Origin of the sequence: Mycobacterium sp. SMC-4, from assembly GCF_025263265.1 — a bacterium.
Taxonomy (GTDB): domain Bacteria; phylum Actinomycetota; class Actinomycetes; order Mycobacteriales; family Mycobacteriaceae; genus Mycobacterium.
The window spans coordinates 1,248,538-1,267,510 of the sequence record NZ_CP079869.1; the positions used below are offsets into that span (position 1 = coordinate 1,248,538).

Annotated in this window: 15 protein-coding genes; 10 read left to right on the top strand and 5 right to left on the bottom strand. The window is 68.2% G+C overall.

Translation table 11 applies throughout. From position 1 onward, the window contains the following. Positions 1-203 precede the first annotated feature (203 nt). From KXD98_RS05960 to KXD98_RS05970, 3 genes are read left to right on the top strand one after another with little or no spacing between them, the layout of a single operon-like run. Entirely contained in the window at positions 204-620 is a 417-nt protein-coding gene (locus tag KXD98_RS05960) for a cytidine deaminase (RefSeq protein ID WP_260762381.1), read from the top strand. Beyond that, the gene (locus tag KXD98_RS05965) at positions 617-1,909 is read left to right on the top strand and encodes a thymidine phosphorylase (protein ID WP_260762383.1); all 1,293 of its coding nucleotides are present in this window, start codon (positions 617-619) and stop codon (positions 1,907-1,909) included. The genes KXD98_RS05960 and KXD98_RS05965 overlap by 4 nt, the downstream gene beginning before the upstream one ends. A gap of 13 nt (positions 1,910-1,922) precedes the next feature. Beyond that, entirely contained in the window at positions 1,923-3,011 is a 1,089-nt protein-coding gene (locus KXD98_RS05970; protein ID WP_260762385.1) for an adenosine deaminase, read from the top strand. On the opposite strand, the gene KXD98_RS05975 is transcribed toward KXD98_RS05970, so the two are convergent. Continuing rightward, entirely contained in the window at positions 3,012-4,256 is a 1,245-nt protein-coding gene (locus KXD98_RS05975; RefSeq protein ID WP_260762386.1) for a primosomal protein, read from the bottom strand. It lies immediately after the preceding gene. A gap of 443 nt (positions 4,257-4,699) precedes the next feature. On the opposite strand from KXD98_RS05975, the gene mgtE reads away from it, so the two are divergent. Further along, a complete protein-coding gene (gene mgtE, locus KXD98_RS05980) occupies positions 4,700-6,076 on the top strand; it encodes a magnesium transporter (RefSeq protein ID WP_260762388.1) in 1,377 nt (458 codons plus the stop codon). Between the two features lie 6 nt (positions 6,077-6,082). Here the strand turns inward: mgtE and mgtA are convergent, their stop codons facing one another. Continuing rightward, positions 6,083-8,695: a magnesium-translocating P-type ATPase gene (gene mgtA / locus KXD98_RS05985; protein ID WP_260762391.1), complete on the bottom strand. Its 2,613-nt coding sequence runs from the start codon at positions 8,693-8,695 to the stop codon at positions 6,083-6,085. Positions 8,696-8,820: 125 nt separating this feature from the next. Here mgtA and KXD98_RS05990 point away from each other — a divergent pair, with 125 nt between their 5' ends. The 5 genes from KXD98_RS05990 to adhE all read left to right on the top strand — a co-directional run bounded on the left by KXD98_RS05990 (position 8,821) and on the right by adhE (position 15,316). Next, the gene (locus tag KXD98_RS05990; protein WP_260762393.1) at positions 8,821-9,168 is read left to right on the top strand and encodes a helix-turn-helix transcriptional regulator; all 348 of its coding nucleotides are present in this window, start codon (positions 8,821-8,823) and stop codon (positions 9,166-9,168) included. A gap of 66 nt (positions 9,169-9,234) precedes the next feature. Next, a complete protein-coding gene (locus KXD98_RS05995) occupies positions 9,235-10,242 on the top strand; it encodes a VWA domain-containing protein (RefSeq protein ID WP_260762396.1) in 1,008 nt (335 codons plus the stop codon). Between the two features lie 58 nt (positions 10,243-10,300). Then, a complete protein-coding gene (locus KXD98_RS06000) occupies positions 10,301-12,127 on the top strand; it encodes a long-chain fatty acid--CoA ligase (protein ID WP_260762397.1) in 1,827 nt (608 codons plus the stop codon). A gap of 71 nt (positions 12,128-12,198) precedes the next feature. Beyond that, positions 12,199-12,609: a hypothetical protein gene (locus KXD98_RS06005; protein ID WP_260762400.1), complete on the top strand. Its 411-nt coding sequence runs from the start codon at positions 12,199-12,201 to the stop codon at positions 12,607-12,609. 103 nt (positions 12,610-12,712) lie between these two features. Next, positions 12,713-15,316, top strand: a complete 2,604-nt coding sequence (adhE, locus tag KXD98_RS06010) for a bifunctional acetaldehyde-CoA/alcohol dehydrogenase (protein WP_260762401.1) — start codon at positions 12,713-12,715, stop codon at positions 15,314-15,316. Here the strand turns inward: adhE and KXD98_RS06015 are convergent. Beyond that, a complete protein-coding gene (locus KXD98_RS06015) occupies positions 15,313-16,395 on the bottom strand; it encodes a C40 family peptidase (protein WP_260762403.1) in 1,083 nt (360 codons plus the stop codon). The two genes, adhE and KXD98_RS06015, sit on opposite strands and share 4 nt — an antisense overlap. Continuing rightward, the gene (locus KXD98_RS06020; RefSeq protein WP_260762405.1) at positions 16,395-16,691 is read right to left on the bottom strand and encodes a type VII secretion target; all 297 of its coding nucleotides are present in this window, start codon (positions 16,689-16,691) and stop codon (positions 16,395-16,397) included. Before KXD98_RS06020 ends, KXD98_RS06015 begins: the two co-directional genes overlap by 1 nt. Before the next feature lie 63 nt (positions 16,692-16,754). Between KXD98_RS06020 and upp the strand changes: the two genes are divergently transcribed. Beyond that, complete coding sequence (upp, locus tag KXD98_RS06025; protein WP_260762413.1) at positions 16,755-17,378, top strand: uracil phosphoribosyltransferase; 624 nt, start codon at positions 16,755-16,757, stop codon at positions 17,376-17,378. On the opposite strand, the gene KXD98_RS06030 is transcribed toward upp, so the two are convergent. Then, a complete protein-coding gene (locus KXD98_RS06030; protein WP_260762416.1) occupies positions 17,360-18,961 on the bottom strand; it encodes a phospho-sugar mutase in 1,602 nt (533 codons plus the stop codon). The two genes, upp and KXD98_RS06030, sit on opposite strands and share 19 nt — an antisense overlap. Positions 18,962-18,973 lie beyond the last annotated feature (12 nt).

The following is an 18,973-nucleotide window of genomic DNA, read 5'->3' on the forward strand; positions in this document are numbered from 1 at the left end:
GCCATCGGTGGACGCGTGGGGCACGGTTGCTGACCCGGGCCCCAAAACCTCGGGGCGACTCTAATCCCCTTTGTACTGCCGAACGAACTAGCGTGGGACGGAATGCCCCGTTCAGCGCGGCGAAGTTAGGGTGCCCTATCCAGTTTCGGGGCCACCCGACGAGGTGTTCGGAATGGATTCAGATTCGGTTCGGAGGGCCTGAGATGTCGCTGGGAATCGACTGGAAACTGTTGCGCAATAAAGCAATTGCGGTGTCGGGACACGCATACGCACCGTATTCGGGGTTCCGGGTGGGCGCGGCCGGATTGACCGCTGATGACCGAATCCTTACCGGATGCAATGTGGAGAATGTCTCATATGGCCTAGGTCTCTGTGCCGAGTGCGCAGTGGTCTGCGCCCTGTTCTCCACCGGGGGTGGCCGGCTGGTCGCTCTGGCTTGCGTGGGCCCCGACGGCGAGGTGCTGATGCCGTGCGGCCGCTGCCGCCAGGTGCTCTACGAACACGGCGGACCCGACCTGTTGATCGACCACCCCGCCGGCCCGCGACCGCTGAGTGCGCTGCTGCCCGACGCGTTCGGGCCCGCGGACCTCGACCGCCGGCACCGCGGGGAGCAGTCGTGACGTTCGACGCTCCGACGGTCATCCGGACCAAGCGCGACGGCGGCGCCCTGTCCGACGAGGCCATCGACTGGGTGATCGACGCCTACACCCACGACCGCATCGCCGAGGCGCAGATGTCGGCGCTGTTGATGGCGATCTTCCTGCGCGGGATGACCGGTGCGGAGATCGCGCGCTGGACCGCGGCGATGATCGGCTCAGGGCAGCGGTTCGACTTCACCGACCTGCGCCGCGCAGGCAAGCCGTTGGCCTTGGTGGACAAGCACTCCACCGGCGGGGTCGGCGACAAGATCACCATCCCGTTGGTGCCTGTGGTGATGGCCTGCGGCGGATCGGTGCCGCAGGCGGCCGGACGCGGACTCGGCCATACCGGCGGCACCCTCGACAAGCTGGAATCCATCCCCGGCTTCACCGCCGAACTGCCCAAATCGCAGATACGCCAACAGCTCAGCGACATCGGAGCAGCCATCTTCGCCGCGGGTGAACTCGCCCCCGCCGACCGCAAGATCTATGCGCTGCGCGATGTCACCGCCACCACCGAATCGCTGCCGCTGATCGCGAGCTCGGTGATGAGCAAGAAGATCGCCGAAGGCACCCGCGCGCTGGTGCTCGACACCAAGGTCGGCGCCGGAGCGTTCCTGAAGTCCGAGACGCAATCCCGAGAGCTGGCCCGCACCATGGTCGAGCTCGGCGCCACCCACGGTGTGGCGACCCGGGCGGTGCTGACCGACATGAACATCCCGCTGGGCCGGACGGTGGGTAACGCGGTCGAGGTCGCCGAATCGCTGGAGGTGCTCGAGGGCGGCGGCCCGGCCGATGTGGTGGAGCTGACGCTGACCCTGGCCCGCGAGATGCTCGACATCGCCGGCCTCGACGCCGTCGACCCCGCCCAGACCCTGCGCGACGGGACCGCGATGGACCAGTTCCGCAGACTGGTCGCCGCCCAGGGCGGCGACCTGAGCGCACCGCTGCCCGTCGGCACGCACAACGAGACCGTCAATGCACCGCGCAATGGCACCATGGGAGACATCGATGCGATGGCGGTGGGGCTGGCGGTGTGGCGGCTCGGAGCGGGCCGTTCCGAGCCGGGCCAGCGTGTGCAATTCGGCGCCGGGCTGCGCATCCACCGTCGTCCGGGTGAGCCCGTGGTTGCCGGTGAGCCGCTGTTCACCCTCTACACCGACACCCCGCAGCGCTTCGCGGCGGCGCGCGCCGAGCTCGACGGCGCCTGGACCGTCGGCGAGCACCCCCCGCCGGCCCGGCCGCTCATCATCGACCGCATCAGCCAGTGAGGAGGTTCTCCCGGTGACGACACCATTGACGCTCGACACCATCCAGAAGGCCCCCAAGGCTCTGCTGCACGACCACCTCGACGGTGGGCTGCGGCCCGCCACGGTGCTCGAGCTGGCCGCCGAGAACGGCTATGACGCGCTGCCGGCCACCAACGCCGAGGCGTTGGCGACGTTCTTCCGCACCGCGGCGCACAGCGGGTCGCTGGAGCGCTATCTGGAACCTTTCGCCCACACCGTCGGGGTGATGCAGACCGCCGACGCACTGCACCGGGTCGCGCAGGAATGTGTCGAGGACCTCGCCCGAGACAACGTCGTCTACGCCGAGGTGCGGTTCGCCCCCGAGTTGCACATCGACGGGGGACTGTCGCTGGACGCCGTCGTCGACGCGGTGCTGGCCGGCTTCGCGGCCGGGGAGAAGTCCGCCGCGGCCGACGGGCGCACCATCACGGTGCGCTGCCTGGTCACCGCGATGCGCCACGCCGCGCGGTCCCGCGAGATCGCCGCGCTGGCCGTGCGGTTCCGTGACCGGGGCGTGGTGGGCTTCGACATCGCCGGTGCGGAGGCCGGCTACCCGCCCACCCGCCATCTGGATGCCTTCGAGTTCATGCGCAGCAACAACGCCCGCTTCACCATCCACGCCGGCGAGGCGTTCGGGTTGCCCTCCATCCACGAGGCCATCGCGTTCTGCGGTGCCGACCGGCTCGGGCACGGCGTGCGCATCGTCGACGACATCACCCTGGGCGAGGACGGTGACCCTCGGCTGGGGCGGCTGGCAGCGCTGTTGCGGGACAAGCGGATTCCGTTCGAGATGTGCCCGAGCTCGAATGTGCAGACCGGCGCGGTGCCCAGTATCGCCGAGCATCCGTTCGACCTGCTGGCCCGGTTACGGTTTCGGGTCACCGTCAACACAGACAACCGGCTGATGAGCGACACGTCGATGAGCCAGGAGATGCTGCGGCTGGTCGAGGCGTTCGGCTACGGGTGGAGCGATCTGGAGAGGTTCACGATCAACGCGATGAAATCGGCGTTCATCAGCTTTCCCGAACGGCTGGCGATCATCGACGAGGTGATCAAGCCGCGTTACGCCGTGCTGGTGGGCTGACTACTCCTCGCGCAGCCGGGACTCGACGAAGCTCTCCAGCGACTCCCACTGCGACACGGCCTCGGCGTAGGGCGGGTTGGGCCGCCGCGCCGACGACGGGTTCAGCGCGTAGGCGATCACCCGGCCCAGCGGGGCGTCGGCGGACAGCTTGGCGGCCACGCTGGGATCCTCGGCGTAGTCACCGATGTCGCGCAACAGCTCCACGGCCAGTTCGAGCTGGTCACGGTCGAGCGTGTCCGGCCCGTCGGCGAGGTCGTCGACGATGTCGGTGAGCACATAGACGTTGTCTTCGGTGACCTCGACGCGCAGCGAGCCGTCGGTGGCGGCGGTGCGGATGTCGTCGTAGGTCGCCAGGTCCGACAGGTCGTGGTCGTGCTCGTCGGCCAGGTAGCGCGCCAGCGCCCGCTCGGAGCCGAACACGCTGATGCGCCCATTGCGGCCGAGGAAGATGGGCTGGTCGTCGAGGTAGCAGCGCAGCGTGAAGAACGATCCGCCGCGAGTCATCAGACGCACCGGGTCGATTCCGACACGTGCCCAGAAGTCCTCGTCTCCGCCCAGCACCCGGTGCTCGGCGGCCGCGGCCAGTTCGGCGGACTCCTCGTCGGTGTCGACGATGTCGTCGATCACGATGTCGTCCTCGATCTCGGGAGCGGGGCCGTCGAGCTCGTCCTGGGCTTTCTGGGCGGCCGCGGCGTCGACGTCGGGGGTGGTGATGATCTCGTCGATCGCCGCGATCACGCCGTCCCAGCCGCGGGCGATGATCTTCTCGATCTCGGCCCAGCGCTTGCGTCCGGCGCGTCCGGCGAACGCTTCGACTCCGCCGCCGACGGTGCCCAGCACCGGGTTGCCGTTGAAGAACTTGGTGACTCCGGGCAGCTCACACACTGAACCGATGGACGACAACACGGCCAGCGAGCCGTGCAGCGTGCGCACGCTGTCCTCGGTCGGTTTGGCCGACAGGATCTCCTCGAAGGCGGCCAGGTCGTGGGTGTGCTCCTCGGTCGGCGCCAGCCGGTGCGCGTTCTGCGCGGTCAGTTTCTCCCAGGCCGGATGATCGACGAGGTCGTTGTCGGCGTTGGTGCGGACGAACGCCACCAGGTCGGCAACCGAGTTGAACACATAGAGGTCCTCGTCCTTGCCGAGGAACGCCTCCCACTCGTCGCCCTCGGCGCGCCACCGCGGCGCCCACAACGTGTACACGTCGCCTTTGGTCAGCCTCAGCCCGATGGGCACGATGTCAGCCATGGCGCACAGCCTAATGGGGTGCGATACCGGCAGGACCGAGTCCCCGGGACCGGTGCGCGGCGTCTATTGTCAGTCGTGCAAGTGTTTGACTGTTCAATCCGTCTCGGGTCTAATGATCGAGGCTGCAGGACATCTGCGGTGCTGCCGAAGGCAGCCGGCGGAATACCGAAAGCGAGGTGAGCGGCATATGCCAGGCGACAGTATCGGCGCGCATGGCCGAATAGCCCTCGCGGATGTGAATCGCTCCGGCTTGCGCTGATCGTTGTCTACGCCTTCGACCGACGGGTGAGTCGGTGGGCTGTCAGGATTTCCCTTACGTACCCGCATGCCCTCTGTGAGGGCGGTGCGGCCGCAAAACCACACGTGCAACGGCGCATCGGTGTGTCTACGCGCGGCACCGCAGTGCCGAATTCCGAGTACTTCGAGAGATTGGTTGAGTTGCCATGTCTGAGGTGCCAATGAGCCAGACCGAGGATGTCGACCGCGAAGAAGTGATCAGGGCCATCGAACGGATGATGGACGACGATCTGAATCTGTCGGCGCTGACCGCGGCGGTGCGGCCGTTGACCGCAGCGCACGTCGTCGACGTCTTGGAGCGGTTGGATACCAAGCAACGCGCCGTGCTGTACCGGGTGCTCGGCAAGGATCAGGCGCTGGAGGTGTTCGAAAACCTTGACCCGGCGCTGCAGGGTGATCTGGTCGGTGCCCTCAAGGACGACGATGTGGCGACGCTGTTCGCCGATCTGGACCCTGACGACCGGGTGGAGCTGCTCGACGAGTTGCCGGCAAAGGTGGCCCGCCGACTCATGCAGGGGCTGCCCGTAGCCGAACGCGAGCTCACCGCCGGGATCCTCGGATATCCGCAGGGCTCGATCGGGCGGCAGATGAGCCCGGAGTTCGTCGCGGTGCGCCCCGAGATGACCAACGCCGAAGCCCTGAGCCGGGTCGCGGCCCATCTCGACGACGCCGAGACCGTGTATACGCTGCCGGTGACCGACCGCCACCGCACCCTGGTCGGCATCGTCAGCCTGCGCGACCTGATGAAGGGGCCCTCAGGAATCGTCGTGGGCGAGCTGATGCAGCACCCCTACAGCGTGCGGGCCACCGACGATGAGGAAGAGGCGGCCCGCCGCTGCGCAGACCTCAAGATGCTGGCACTGCCGGTGGTCGATAATGAGAACCGCCTGGTGGGCATTCTCACCGTCGACGACGCGCTGGCGATCTTGGAGCATGCCGATTCCGAGGACCAGGCCCGCCTCAGCGGTGCCGAACCGCTGCGCCGGCCGTATCTGACCGCTCCGGTGGCCAGCCTGGTCCGCTCCCGGGTGGTCTGGCTGTTGGTGCTGGCCATCGGCGCGACGTTGACCGTCCAGGTGCTGGCAGTCTTCGAGGAGACGCTGACCCAGGTGGTGACGTTGGCCCTGTTCGTGCCCTTGCTGATCGGCACCGGCGGCAACACCGGGAATCAGGCTGCTACCACCGTGATTCGCGCGCTGGCACTGGGCGATATCGGTCCGCGCGACCTGTCGAAGGTGTTGTTCCGGGAATTCCGGGTGGGTCTGTCGCTGGGGCTGCTGCTGGGCGCTCTGGCGTTCCTGGTGACCAGCCTGGTCTATGAGACCTCGATCGGGATCGTGATCGGTCTGACGTTCATCAGCCTGTGCACCATGGCCGCGACGGTCGGTGGCGCGATGCCGTTGCTGGCTCGTGCGCTGCGCGTCGATCCTGCAGTGTTCTCCAATCCCTTCATCTCCACCTTCGTCGACGCGACCGGATTGTTGATCTACTTCATGATCGCCCGCGCCGTACTGGGCATCTGAGCGGGGCTAGAGCCAGGCGGGGTGATGCCGCAGGTAGCGCTGCTTGAGCCACTGGGCGGCGCCGCCGTAGGTGAGTGCGACCAGCAGCAACCACAGTAGATAGGCCGGCGGTGGTGCGCTCATCTGCAGTGGCCCGGCCAGCGGGCTGACCGGCAGCAGCATCCCGAGCGCGGCCACCACCACCGCCGCGGTCACCACCACGCGCGCCGGTCGTTGGCCGCGCCACGGCACGGCGCGGGTGCGCAACACGAGCACCACCAACAACTGGGTCAGCAGGCCCGCCATGAACCACCCGGTCTGGAACACCGCCGGCGAGTCGGCGGCTTGGAACACCCACCACAGCGCCGCGAAGGTGGCCAGGTCGAACACCGTGCTCAGGGTGCCGAAGGTGATCATGAACCTGATCAGACCCGCAGAATGCCACCGGCGCGGCTTGCGCAGGTAGTCGCGGTCCACCCGGTCCCACGGCACCGACAACTGGGCCAGGTCGTAGAGCAGGTTCTGCACCATCAACTGGATGGGCAGTATCGGCAGGAACGGCAGGAACACGCTGGCCGCCAACACCGACAACACGTTGCCGAAGTTGGAGCTCGCGGTGATCTTGACGTACTTCATCGTGTTGGCCAAGGTGCGGCGCCCCTCGACCACGCCGGCCGCCACCACCGCGAGATCCTTGTCCAGCAGAATCAGGTCGGCGGCTTGTTTGGCGGCCTGAGCGGCGTTGTCTGCGGCGACGCCCACGTCGGCGACCCGCAGCGCGGCAACGTCGTTGACGCCGTCGCCGAGAAACCCGACGGCGTGTCCGTTGTCGCGCAGTGCGGCCACGATCCGGGTCTTGTGATCGGGTGCCAGCTCGGCGAAGACGTTCGCCTCATTGACCACCGCGCGGATCTGGGCGTCGCTGAGCCCTTCGAGGTGACGGCCCAGGATCAGCGGGTCGCTGTCGACGCCGACCTGAGCGGCCACCTGTTGGGCCACGATGCGGTTGTCACCGCTGAGGATCTTGACGGCAACACCGTGTTCGGTCAGCCGGGCCACGGCGCGCTCGGCACTGTCCCGGGTCGGATCGACGAACCCGACGAATCCGACCAGCACCAATGATCTTTCGTCGGATTCGTCATAGCGCTCCCAGCGGGCCGGCCCGGTTTTCGCCGCGATCGCCAGCACCCGCATGCCACGGCGCCGATAGGCTTCCAGCAATTCCTCGGCCTCGGTGCGCAACTCGTGGCCGAACCATGCGACCTGCTCGCCCAGCCGCGCTTCAGTGCACAGTGGTAGGACTTCGTCGGGGTCGCCTTTGCAGATCAGCAGGTGTTCACCGGGTTGCCGGGACACCACCACCGTGCTGCGCCGCCGTCGGTGGTCGAACGCGATCTCGTCGACCTTCTCGCAGGTCGCTTCGGTGATCACGGCGGCGTCGCCGGCGGCGAGTTGGTCGACGATGGCGTCGTCAAGCTGGTTTGCCGGCCCGTCCTGGAAATGTGCCGCGATGAACGCGAAGTCGGTGACCGCCTCGTCGAATCGCCCGGTGACGTCGATGCTGTGCGCGTAGGCGATGCGGTCCTCGGTCAGGGTGCCCGTCTTATCGACACAGAGCACCTCCATGGCGCCCAGATCCTGGATGGCGTTGAGGCGTCGCACCAGCACTCGTTGGGCGGCCAGCCGTGCCGCGCCGCGGGCGAGATTGGTGGTGACGATGACCGGCAACATCTCCGGTGTCAGGCCGACCGCGACGGCAAGGGCGAACATCGCCGCCTGCGCCCACACTCCGCTGACCAATCCGTTGACGATGAACACGATCGGTGCCATCACCAGCATGAAACGGATCAGCGTCCATCCCACGCTGCGCACGCCGCGGTCGAAACTGGACTCCGGTCGTGGTGCGGCCGCCGATCGGGCCAGCGAGCCGCGGTAGGTGTGGTCGCCGGTGGCGATGACCACGCCGGTGGCCCGGCCGGTCACCACAGCGGTGCCCGACAGACACAATCCGGGGTTGTCCATCACCGTGGCGGCGGCGCGCTCGGGTGTGGCCGCGTCGGATCCCGGGGTGTGTTTGGCAACCGGAAGTGCTTCACCACTGAGCGCCGACTGATCGACGGTCAGCGCGCTGGAGGTGAGCACGCGAAGGTCGGCGGCCACCACATCACCGGCCTGCAGCACCACCATGTCACCGGGAACCAGATCCGGCGCCGGGATCTCGCGGTCCATCGGGTCGGATTCGGCATCGGCGCGGCGGCGCACCGTCACCGTGGCGGTGACCAATCGCTGCAGTGCCTGGGTGGCGCGCGTGGTGCGGGTCTGCTGCCAGAACCGCAGCACCACGGCCAGCGTCACCATGACCGCGACCGTGGTGGATCCACGGGCGTCGCCGACCGCGACGAACACCGCACCCAATCCCGCGAGCAGGGCGACGAACGGGCTGCGCAGCGCCACCAGCAGCTGTGCGGTCATGCCGGGGGCGGCGGCTTCGGCCGACTCGTTCGCACCGAAACCGACCAGCCGATCCGCCGCTTCGGACTCGGTCAGACCCCGAGGTGAGGAGCCCAGTTGCTGGTACAGCGTGAACACCGAGGCGTCGGCCAACTCGCGCAATCGTTCTGGGGTCGCGTTGGCAGTCATGTCTGGGTCCTTGTCGGCGTGCGACCGATGGTAGCCGGTGGCGCTCCGGCCGCCCTGGACAGTCAAACGCTTGCACAACTATCTTAAATTTGTCAGCCTGGCAGGTATCGTCGAGAGGAGACGCAGTGCCTGACGACCCCGCAGCGCTGGACGACCCCCTTCCGCCCCGGCTGCTGCAGGACACTGCCGCGCTGTTCGCGCTCTTGTCGGCCACGGTGCGGCTGCACCTGCTCTGGCTGTTGGCCAGCGGAGAGCGTGACGTGGGCACTCTTGCCGACGGCACCGGCCAGACTGTGGCAACGGTCAGTCACCACCTCGGCAAGCTCAAGCTGGCCGGACTGGTCGAGTCTCGGCGCCACGGTAAGAGGCAGGTGTACGTCGCGTCGGATCCCCATGTCTTGCAGATCATCCGCGCCGCTGTCGAGCCGGCGCTGCAGCAGGCTCCGGCCCGGAAGCGGGCCCGGCGCGCCTGATTCGGCCGGCCAGCCCGTCCGTCAGCGGTGATCCGCTGAAAACTCAAGCATCAGAATGATTTTGATATGAATTTGCCGCTCTTGGGCCCGACTACGTTGTCGGGTTTCCAACACGCGTGGTTCTTCCTGTTCGCTCTCGTCGTCCTCGCGGTCATCGGGTGCTACGCCGTCGTGCAGTTTGCCCGGCGACGCCAGGTGATGCGGTTCGCCAACATGGAACTGCTGGAAAACGTTGCGCACCAGCGTCCGAATCGTTTCCGGCATCTGCCGGCGATACTGCTGGCCACGTCGATGGCACTGTTGACGGTGGCAATGGCCGGGCCGACCGACGAGGTGCGCATTCCTCGTGATCGCGCGGTGGTGATGCTGGTCTTCGACGTCTCGCAGTCGATGCGCGCCACCGACATCGCCCCCAACCGGATGGTGGCCGCTCAGGAGGCCGCCAAACAGTTCGCCGATGAGCTCACGCCCGGCATCAACTTGGGCCTGGTCTCTTACGCGGGCACGGCCACCGTGCAGGTCGCGCCTACCACCGACCGGAACACGGTCAAGGACGCCATCGGCCGACTCGACTTCGCCGACCGGACCGCCACCGGGGAGGGAATCCTGACCGGGCTGCAGGCCATCGCCACCGTCAGCGAGGTGGTCGGCGCCGGCGAAGAAGGCCCGGCTGCGCACATGGTGCTGTTCTCCGACGGTAAGGAAACCGTGCCGTCCAACCCGGACAGCCCGCGGGGTGCCTACACCGCGGCCCGCAGCGCCAACGAGCAGGGCGTACCGATTTCGACGATCAGTTTCGGCACGACCTACGGCTATGTCGAGATCTATGGCATGCGTCAACCGGTGCCGGTGGACAACGAGACCATGCAGGTCGTCGCCGAGTTGACCGGCGGCCAAGCCTATGACGCCTTCAGCCTGACCGAACTGCGCCAGGTGTTCTCGACTCTTCAGCAGCAGATCGGCTACGAGACCATCCCTGGGGATGCCAGCGCCGGCTGGCTGAGGCTCGGCGCGGTGACGCTGGCGTCGGCGATGCTGGCCGGAATCCTGATCAACCGCCGACTGCCCGGGTGACCGGGGAAACTCGGTGATTCCGCCCGAATCGGACCGCCTCGGTATCTACCCTTGACAGGTGGCACCGCTGAGCGCGGCGGATGTCGGCCCCCTCGACATCCGGGCTCCTTCGGTCGCCCACCTGTTCGTCGAGCGCATCGCCGCCTCGCCTCAGGCCGAGGCGTTCCGGTTTCCCGAAGACGGCCGGTGGGCCGGCCTGACCTGGCACGAGGTCGGCCGGCGGGTGTACCGAATCGCCGCCGGCCTGATCGAGTTGGGCATCGCCGGCGAGGATCGCGTCGCGCTGGCGTCCTCGACGCGCTACGAGTGGGTGCTCGTCGATTTCGCGGTGCTGTGCGCCGGCGCGGCCACTACCACGCTCTATCCGACCACCAACGCGCGCGATGTCGCGTTCATCGTCGCCGACTCCGGCAGTCGCGTCGTGGTCGCCGAGGACGGGGATCAGCTCGCCAAGGTGCTGGCACACCGGACGGAGCTCCCGGACGTGGAGAAGGTGGTGCTCATCGACGGGACCGGTGATGGAGAGTTCGTGATCACCCTCGATGACCTGGAAGAACTCGGCGCGCGCCGGCTGGCCGAGTCGCCGCAGCTGATCGAAGGGCGTATCGACGGAATCCGGACCGACCAGCTGGCCAGCATCATCTACACCTCCGGGACCACCGGGCGGCCCAAAGGGGTGCGGCTGCCGCACAGCGCGTGGACCTATACCGCGGCGGCCATCGACGCGCTGGGCATCCTGCGTGCCGACGACCTGAACTACCTGTGGCTGCCGCTGGCCCATGCGTTCGGCAAGGTGATGCTGGCGCTGCCGCTGAGGATCGGCTTTCCCACCGCGATCGACGGCCGAGTCGACAAGATCGTCGACAATCTCGCGGTCGTGCATCCGACCTTCATGGCTGCCGCGCCCCGGATCTTCGAGAAGGCGCACGCCCGGATCCAGGGCACGATCGCCGCGGAGGGCGGGATCAAGAAGCGCATCTTCGACTGGGCCATCGGTGTGGGCCTGCGCGCCTCGCAGGCCAGGGAGGCCGGGCGCACACTCTCCGGGTTGCTTTCGGTGCAGCACGCGCTGGCCGACCGGTTGGTGTTCGCCGCGATCCGGCAACGGTTCGGCGGTCGGTTGCGGTTCTTCGTCTCTGCCGCCGCGCCGCTGAACCACGACATCGCGCAGTGGTTCGATGCGGTCGGCATTCTCGTGCTGGAGGGCTACGGACTCACCGAGACCGCAGCGGCGTCGTTCATCAACCGGCCCAACGCTTACCGTTTCGGGACCGTCGGGATCCCGTTTCCGGGCACCGAGGTCAAGATCGCCGGCGACGGTGAGATCCTGCTGCGCAGTCCGGGCGTGATGACCGGCTACCACAACCTGCCCGAGGCGACCGCCGAGGCCTTCGACCAAGAGGGCTGGTTTCGTACCGGCGACATCGGTGCCCTCGACGAGCAGGGATTCCTACGCATCACCGACCGCAAGAAGGACCTCTTCAAGACCGCGCAGGGCAAGTACGTCGCACCATCGGCGGCCGCGGCGGCATTCAAGGCCGTCTGTCCCTACATCAGCGAGATCATCGTTTACGGCGAGGGCCGGCCCTACTGTGTGGCTCTGGTGAGCCTGGACAGCGAGGCGATCACCGACTGGGCCGCCGACAACGGGCTGGGTGAACTGCCCTTCGCCGACATTGCGCGCCACGACGCGACCCGCGCGTTGATCGGCGGATACGTCGACACCCTCAACGCCGAGCTCAACCGCTGGGAGCAGATCAAGAGGTTCGCCATCCTGGACCGGGAACTGTCCATCGCCGCAGGCGATCTGACGCCGAGCCTGAAGGCCAAGCGCAACGTCATCCTGAAGAACTTCGCCGACACCCTGGCCGCTCTGTACGACTGATGCGGGGGGTGGTCGACACGCATCTCGGCCAAACCGCCCGGCCGCCCGCGTGCATCCGGGAGAATCGGTCCGTGTCATCGGACAACGGCCGCGGGGTGGCGATCGCCGGTGTGCTGGGCGCGGCTGTGGTGGCGGCGCTGGTTCTGGTTCCCGGTTTGCGCGTCGGCGCGTCGCAACCGTGGTTGGGGGTGCTCGTCCTCGTCGTTCCCACCGCGGCACTGCTGACCGCGACAGGTTTCCGGCATTACGGCCTGGGTCGGGCGGTCGCCGTAGCGGTGGCGATCACGCTGGCAGCCGCCGCGGTGAGCTGGGTAGTAGCGGTCTTCACGCTGGTCAGGGCGCTCAGCGGATCGGCGGTGGGAACGGCCTGGGCCATTCTGCTGTTCCTGACACCTGTGGTGTCGGTCCTGGCTCTGGGTGCACTGTCACTGCGTGTGGTGCCTGGCATGTCCTCAGACCACGGTGGCCGGCCCGCCGAGTGACCAAGGTCCTCAGTTGGAGGACATCGGTCATCATGGTGGGAGAACCCCTCGGACTGCGGCAACCGTCGACGTAGGTTGATCCAAAATCGTCGAGGGCGCGCACATGACCTCTATTCGCACAACCGAGCTGGCTTCGGACCCGCCGTGGACCGACGATGTCGATGCCGTCATCGACGCCGCGGCCGCGGCGTCACGGGAGTTCCGGGCGCTCGACCAGGACCGGGTCGACGCCATCGTCGAGGCGATGGTGCGCGCCGGATTGCGGGCGGCCGCCGAGTTGGCCGGCGTGGCGATCCAGGAGACCGGTTTCGGGGTGTTCGAGGACAAGGTCGTCAAGAACTACGTGGCCACCGAGTTCCTGCACGACTACCTGCGCGGCAAGAAGTCCGTGGGCGTCATCGACGAGGACGTCGAGAACAACATCTGTTACGTCGCCGAACCCATCGGCGTGGTGCTGGCCATCACTCCGGTGACCAACCCGACGTCGACAGTGTTGTTCAAAGCGATCGTCGCAGCCAAGACCCGCAACGCGATCGTGTTCCGGCCGTCGCCGTACGCGGTGCGTTGCTGTGAGCGCAGCGTGCAGGTTCTGCGCGAGGCGGCCGAGGCCGCCGGGATGCCGCGCGGCGCACTGCAGGTCATCCCCGACGCGGAGCACGCGGTGACACATCACCTGTTCGAACACCCCGAGGTGGACTTCGTCTGGGTCACCGGCGGCCCCAAGATCGTCGCGCTGGCCAACGCGTCGGGCAAGCCGGGGATCAGCGTCGGTCCCGGCAACGCGCCGATCTACATCCACCGCACCGCCGACATCAAGGGTGCGGTCGTCGACATCCTGATCTCGAAAACCTTTGACTCGTCGGTGATCTGCCCGGCCGAGCAGACCTGCATCATCGACGACGAGATCTACGACGCGACGATCGCCGAGTTCGAGCAGATGGGCGCCCAACTACTCAGCGACGACGAAGCCGCCAAGGTGGCCGAGTTCGCGTTCGGCTGCGCCGACAAGATCGCGCTGGAGGCGGTGGGGCAGAAGGCCTCGGAGTTGGCCGCCCGGGCCGGATTCACGGTGTCGCCGACGGTGAAGATCCTGCTGGCTGTGCTGCCCGCCGACCTCGACGAGTTGGCCGCCCATCCGCTGGTTGCCGAGAAGTTGATGCCGGTGCTCGGCGTGGTGCGGGCCCGCGACGTCCAGCACGGAATCGATGCCGCGGTGCTGGTCACCGAGCACGGCGGGCTGGGCCATACGTCGGCAATCTACGCCGGCGACGACGACGTCGTCGACCGGTACGCACAGGCGGTGCGGACCGGTCGCATCCTGGTCAACGCCCCGACCGCGGTCGGGGCGCTGGGCGGCATCTACAACAACCTGACGCCGACGTTCTCGCTGGGCTGCGGTACCTGGGGCGGGTCGAGCACCACCGAGAACGTCAACTACCGCCAACTACTCAACATCAAAACTGTGGCGCGTCGCCGGACCCCGCCGCAGTGGTTCCGAGTGCCGTCGAACACGTACTTCAACGAGGGCGCGCTGGACAATCTGCGCGACCTCGACTGTGAGACCGTGGTGGTGGTCACCGACGCGCTGACCGAGGAACGCGGTGTCGCCGACCAGATCCGCAGCAAGTTGCGGGCCCCGCACGTGCAGGTGTTCAGCGAGGTCACCCCGGAACCCGACGATGCGCTGATCCGGCGCGGAGTCGCGGTGCTGCAGCGCGCCGAGCCCGATGTGCTGATCGCCGTCGGCGGCGGTTCGGTGCTCGACGCCGCCAAGGCGATGCGGTTGTTCTACGAGCATCCCGAGATGAACCTCGAGGAACTGACGATGCCGTTCCTGGATCCCCGCAAGCGAGTGGCCGAGTTTCCGAGCGACCATCACCGGGTCCAATTGGTGGCCATTCCAACGACATCGGGCACCGGATCGGAGGTATCCCCGGCGGCGGTGCTGACCGTGGACGGGCGCAAGGAGACGCTGGTCGACTACAGTCTGGTGCCCGACCTGGCGATCGTCGACCCGAGCCTGACGGCGTCGATGCCGGTAACGTTGACCGCCGACACCGGCATCGACGCGTTGACCCACGCACTGGAAGCGGTGATCTCGATCTTCGCGTCGTCCTACACCGATGCGTTGTGTGCACAGGCGGTCCGGCTGATCTTCGCGGCATTGCCGCGGGCCTACAAGAATCCGCACGACCTGGCCGCGCGCACCGACATGTCCAATGCGGCAACCCTTGCCGGGCTGGCTTTTTCGAATGCGTTCGTCGGCACCAACCATGCGCTGGCGCATGCGGCCGGGGCGAAGTTCGGCATCGCGCATGGCCGCGCCAACGGCATCTTCCTGCCGCATGTGATGCGCTATAACGCCAGTTTGCCGACCAAGTTCATGCCCGCGCCTGGCTATTCGGCGTATGTGGTTCCGGAGAAATACGCCCAGATCGGTCAATTGGTCTTCGGTGGCCACGAGCCCGCGGACAGCCGTGAACGGCTGTTTCATGCGGTCGAACAGTTGTTGGACCAGCTCGATATGCCACGTTCGCTCCGGGAGTACGGGGTGCCCGAAGACGAATTCGTTGCGGCGCTGCCCGAACTCGCGATGACCGCCTTCGAGGACCTGAGTAACCGGACCAACCCGCGCATGCCGCTGGTCAGCGAGATCACCGAGCTGTTGCAGCTGGGATACTACGGTGTCGTCGCCGCCGAAAGCTAGGCAGTCGGGCGCCAGAATCCCTGGAATCCCTGATTCAGGTTCGTCGTACGAACCGGCGACAATTGCACCGGGTCGCCCGCCTCGATCATGGTGCCGTCGCCGACGATCATCGCCACGTGGCCGTCCCACACCGCGAGATCCCCGGGCCGCAGGTCGGCGGCGGTGATCGCGGCGCCGATGTCCTGCTCTTGAGCCAGGCGTGGAATATCCAGTCCCGCTTGGCCGTACGCCCACTGGGTCAAGCCGCTGCAGTCCAGTCCGACACCCGGCGTCGTCCCGCCCCACTGATACGGCACGCCGAGCTGGGTCAGTGCGTGGCGGACCGCCGACGCCGCGACCGGGTTGGGGGCCATCACCACCGTGCCGTCGGGCAACCGGACCGCCACCCCCTCGCCGAACGTCGCGGTGTCGGGGGTATCGAGGCCCTCGGGGCGGGCGAAGCCGGCCAGGTCGGCCAGCCCGCTCGAGCCGGGCGGTGCGCCACCCATCGGCGCACCCGCCAGCCCAGCGCCACCTCCGGATCCCGTCGGCGACCCGCCCGACCATCCCGCCGGTGTGGTGGGCGGCGTCGCCGGATCGCCGGAGGCGACCTCCGCCGTGTGCGCATCCAACTCGGCCTGAAGTTCCTCGACGATCGCGATGGCCCGAGCCAGCGCGTCGCGGGCCTCGGTGAGCAGTTGCTTGGCCATCCCCGGCGATTCCAGCTGTGGCTCCAACGCGGCGGCCTTGGCTTCGAACTCGTCGAGCAGGTCCTGCAACCGGCGATGCGCTCGGCTCACGGCCGCGGCGGCTTGATCGACGGTGGCGCCCAACCGTCCGGCGCGCTCAGCCGCTCCGTCGATGGCGGCCGCGGTGGACGCGGCGAATTGTGCTGCGGCCTGCGCGCCCGCGCCGGCCCAACCCGCGTCGGCGTCGCGCCAGGCCCGGTCGGCGTCGCCGGCGATGTCGGCGAGCAGGTCACGCACCCCTCCGAGCACCACGACCGGGTCGGCGGTCGGGTCGCCCGACCAACCGGGCCCGACCAGCGACTGCACGTGACGGATCGGCGCGGCCAGGGCGGTGACCAGCGGGCTGGGCATTACCGCAGTCCCGCCACCCGCACGCCGGCCTCGAAATCGGTGCTCTGGTAAGCCCGCGCCGTGGCGTGCGCGGCGTCGCAGGCGACCGACAGCGAGCCGCCCAGCGCGGTGATCGCGTGCGCCTCACTGACCGCGGCGCGGGTCAACGCTGCCAGGAACCGGGCGCCGACCGGGCCGAAGGCCGCCGCCGAACCACTGCCGACAGTGCCGAGCCGCTGCGCCACGGCGTGTAGGTCGGCTGCCTGGCTCGAGGCTGCGGTGCCGTAGCGGCGGACGGTATCGGTGTCGACGGACAAGCGCGCAAACATACGGTTAGGACGCGGGGAATCTGCGATCGGTTCCCGTTAAGGTCGACAGCCATGGACGTGCGCGTTGTCGACCACCCGCTGGCCGCGGCGCGGCTGACCACCCTGCGCGACGAACGCACCGACAACGCGGCCTTCCGTGCCGCGCTGCGCGACCTCACACTGGTGCTGGTCTACGAGGCCACCCGGGGGCTGGCGGTCGAGATCGTCGCCGTGCGCACCCCGCTGGCCGAGACCGCCGGAGCCACGCTGGCCAACCCGCCGCTGCTGGTGCCGGTGCTGCGCGCCGGTCTGGGCATGGTCGACCAAGCCCATGCGCTGATCCCCGAAGCCCGGGTCGGCTTTGTCGGGGTGGCCCGCAACGAGGAAACCCACCAACCGACGCCCTATCTGGAGTCGCTGCCCGACGACCTGAGCCGACAACCGGTCATCGTGCTGGACCCGATGCTGGCCACCGGGGGTTCGATGGCCCACACCCTGGAGCTGCTCTACGCCCGCGACGCCATCGATGTCACCGCGATCTGTGTGGTGGTCGCACCCGATGGGCTCGCCGCGATCGACAAGATCGCGCCCGATCTGCGGCTCTACACCGCGGCCATCGACTCGGGGCTCAACGACTACGCCTACATCGTGCCCGGTCTCGGTGATGCCGGCGACCGTCAGTTCGGTCCCCGCTGAGCCCATCCGCGCACCGCGGCGGCCACGTCGGACTGCAGCGCAGCCGCTCGGGCGCGCGCTGCTGCGAGCTCCCCGGCGCACCGAATCTCGATGTAGCACTTCAGTTTCGGCTCGGTACCTGACGGTCGCACCACCACCCGTACCGCCGCGGCGTCGTCGCCACCGGTGAACACCAGCGCATCGGTGGCCGGTAGCAGGTCCGAGACGCGCACCGCGACACCGGCCACCTCACCGGGCGGTCGGTGCCGCAACTGTTGCATCAGCGCGGCGGCCTGCTCGGGGCCCTGCACGCGGTGGGTGACCGCGGTCGTGGTGTGCACGCCGTGTCGGCGCGCCAGGTCGTCGAGTGCGTCGAGGACGGTGCGGCCTTTCCGGCGCAGTGCCACCACCAGATCGCAGGCCAGCACCGCGGTGCTGATGCCGTCCTTGTCGCGCACCGCTTCGGGATCCACACAGTGTCCGATGGCTTCCTCGTAGGCGTACACCAGCGTCCCGTCGACGTCGTCGTCGGCGCGGGCCAACCACTTGAAGCCGGTCAACGTTTCGACATGGCGTGCGCCGTGGGCCGCGGCGATGGCGGCCAGCATCCGCGAGGACACCACGGTACTGGCCACCACCGGGTTGTCCACTGCGCAGTGGGACAGGAGGTAATCGCCTAGTAGCCAACCGGTTTCGTCGCCGGTGAGCAGCCGCCAGCCGGCCGGCGTCGGGATCGCGACGGCGCAGCGGTCGGCGTCGGGATCCAGCGCGACCGCGATGTCGGCGTCGACGTCGGCGGCCAGGGCCAGCAGCGCGTCGACGGCACCGGGTTCCTCCGGATTGGGGAACGTCACGGTCGGAAAGTCCGGATCGGGCGGGAACTGGCTGCCGACGACGTGCACGTCGTCGAAACCGGCCAGTGCCAATGCATCACAGGCATACTCGCCGCCGACGCCGTGCAACGGGGTCAGCGCGACCCGCAGCGAACCGGCGCTGCGCCGCACCGACGCGGCGCGTTCGAGGTAGTCGCGCACCAATCCGGCCCCCGATGCCGTCACCGGCAGGCGCGCGATCTCGTCGGCGAATGGTGCTGTCGCGATGGCATTTTCGATTTCGCGGTCGGTCGGTGAGACGATCTGCAGCCCGCCGGACAGGTAGACCTTGTAGCCGTTGTCCCCGGCCGGGTTGTGCGACGCGGTGATCTGGACGCCGGCGGCCGCACCGGCGGCTCGTACCGCATAGGCCACCGCCGGCGTGGGCACCGGCGCGAACATCAGCGTGATCGCGAATCCCTGCGCCGCGAGTACCTCGGCGGCGGCCCGGCCGAACTCCGTGGACCGGTGCCGGGCGTCGTAGCCGACCACCACTGGCGCACCCGCCAGGGCGCGCTGGTCGAGGACCCGACCCAGCGCCCAGGTCGCGCGCAGCACCACCGCGAGGTTCATCCCGTTGGGTCCGGCGCGCAGCGGTCCGCGCAAACCGGCCGTGCCGAATGTCAGGGTGCGGGCGAACCGGTCGGACAGTTCGGTCTCGCTGCAGCCGGCGAGTTCGGCCGCCGCACCGGGGTCAGGGTCGTGGGCCAGCCATTCCTGCACCGAGAACATGACGTCAGTCTG